The organism is Arsenophonus endosymbiont of Bemisia tabaci Q2 (assembly GCF_902713415.1).
Lineage (GTDB): Bacteria > Pseudomonadota > Gammaproteobacteria > Enterobacterales > Enterobacteriaceae > Arsenophonus.
Map to the genome: position 1 here is coordinate 1 of NZ_CACTIE010000271.1, position 1866 is coordinate 1866.

Consider the following 1866-nt stretch of genomic DNA (forward strand, 5'->3'; position numbering starts at 1 on the left):
GATACTCAACCCTTCTTCTTGCATCGAAAATATCACTTTACGTCTAAAATCAATTGAATAGCTTATATAAATAATGTCATCAAAATTAAGTCGCTTAGCTATTCTCCATTATTTTGTAATCAAATAGCATAAATTGCTTTGCTATAGACAACTTTCGATAGTGTTTTTAATTCATGATATTGATTAAGCCAATGAATTGGTAAAACAGAGGCAGATTTTTCTGGATATAATAGCTCCCGCGCAAGGTTAGCCGATCTTGTAAGTAGTGTCGGCGAATTTTCAACTAAAGATGATTTTTCCGTGGTATTGAAATCAGGACTCTATTCAAGTTTGATGTAATTGAATCTCGACAGAGTTAAATTTTTTTTTGGCATTAATTGTAATTTTATTTCACCAATAATGGCGCTTTCAAATTCATCCATTTTTGGCGGTTCAATTGCAATGGTTCAATTGCAATAAGTAAATCAAGTTCGCGTGAATGAAGCTGTTTTACTAAAGATTGTCGCGTGGATATTCTGCATTCAAGATGAATGCTCTTTGTGTTTTTGATAGATAAGTTGTATCCAATTTATTAAGCATCCTTCCCATATTGATATTGTTGGGCCTATTAAAAATTCTGTGTTTAATGATCGATGAGAAATTTCTTCTTTAGCTTGTAGCCAGGTATTTATTAACGATTCAGCGTAGGCAATCAAACGTTCGCCTGCGGCAGTTAAATGAATATTATTGCGATGACGGGCAAATAAAATAGTACCTAATCGTGTTTCTAATTGACGTATTTGAAAACTTACCGTTGATTGTGTAAGGTATAATGATTCGCCTGCTCGACCAGAATGTCGGGTTTTAGTAACTTCTAAAAAAGTTTTTAATAATTTAGTATCCACAGCACAAACTCCAAAATTTTTAATCTTAACGATTTAAATGTTTTGTTTTACAGAATGCAATTGCTAACTAATACTCCGCGCCATAATGAGTGTGACATTAAAGAGGTAGAAGTGTGTTAGATGGCAGAAAGCTTTATCACGACTAATCGTTTTTTTGATAAAAAATTATCCTCGAGGTTTTTCTCGTCATGGTGATTTCACCATTAAAGAAGCTTAGTTGTTAGAATGTTGCGGTCAAGCTTTCAATGAACTTGATTTAGGTAAGCGTCAACCTCAGACAGAAGAAGAAAAACTTTTTGTTGCTCTGTGTCGCGGTGAATGCGAACCTGTGACACCAGAAGAAAAAGTATGGTCTAAGTATATGACTCGTATTAGCCGACCTAAGCGTTTTCATACTTTATCTGGAGGTAAACCACAACTGAATCCTTCAGAAGACTATACCGATAGTGATGATTAATATCATTATAGTTGTAAAAAGGGGGTTCAATACCCCTTAATTATTCAATTTGTTTCTGTAATTGAATAAGTAGCTTATTCATATTGCGATAGCTAATTGCTTCAATAATATCAATTCTTTCAATTTGTTTCTGCTGTTTTAAATCGGCAATGGTCCGTGAAACTTTCAGTATACGATACCAAGCTCTGATTGAGAGGCCAAGTTTATTTAATGTTTTTTTCTAAAAAAAAGGCGTCATTTGGTTTTAGTTTACAAAAAAGTGCAGCTTCTTTGCTATTTAGTTTTGCATTAATTTTACCTGAACGTTCAATTTGTTGCTTTCTTGCCTGTATTACACGTTTTTTTATATCGAAACTGCTTTCATTTGTAGGTGTAGAGTGGCTTAAAGTACCTAGCGGTAACTGTAGTGGTCTAATAAAACTGTAAAGATTTATAGCTTATAATTAAGCAAAATCTTATAGGTATAAGTATGCCACGAAAAGTAAAAGTGACCTTTAGGGCAAAGCAAAAACTGGAATATGCAAA

The 1866-nt window shown here is 33.5% G+C and carries 2 protein-coding genes and 2 pseudogenes; 1 reads left to right on the forward strand and 3 read right to left on the reverse strand.

Features of this window, described 5'->3' with window-relative positions; all coding sequences use genetic code 11:
* Positions 1-122 precede the first annotated feature (122 nt).
* Positions 123-884: pseudogene (hdfR, locus tag ARSQ2_RS11125) on the reverse strand (HTH-type transcriptional regulator HdfR); the annotation flags it as partial.
* A gap of 120 nt (positions 885-1004) precedes the next feature.
* On the opposite strand from hdfR, the pseudogene ARSQ2_RS11130 reads away from it, so the two are divergent.
* Positions 1005-1341, forward strand: a pseudogene (locus ARSQ2_RS11130) (MaoP family protein).
* Between the two features lie 40 nt (positions 1342-1381).
* Here the strand turns inward: ARSQ2_RS11130 and ARSQ2_RS13325 are convergent.
* Positions 1382-1531: a magnesium chelatase subunit ChlI family protein gene (locus ARSQ2_RS13325; RefSeq protein ID WP_338078296.1), complete on the reverse strand. Its 150-nt coding sequence runs from the start codon at positions 1529-1531 to the stop codon at positions 1382-1384.
* Between the two features lie 13 nt (positions 1532-1544).
* The gene (locus tag ARSQ2_RS14370) at positions 1545-1775 is read right to left on the reverse strand and encodes a magnesium chelatase subunit ChlI family protein (RefSeq protein WP_338078297.1); all 231 of its coding nucleotides are present in this window, start codon (positions 1773-1775) and stop codon (positions 1545-1547) included.
* Between the last annotated feature and the right edge of the window lie 91 nt (positions 1776-1866).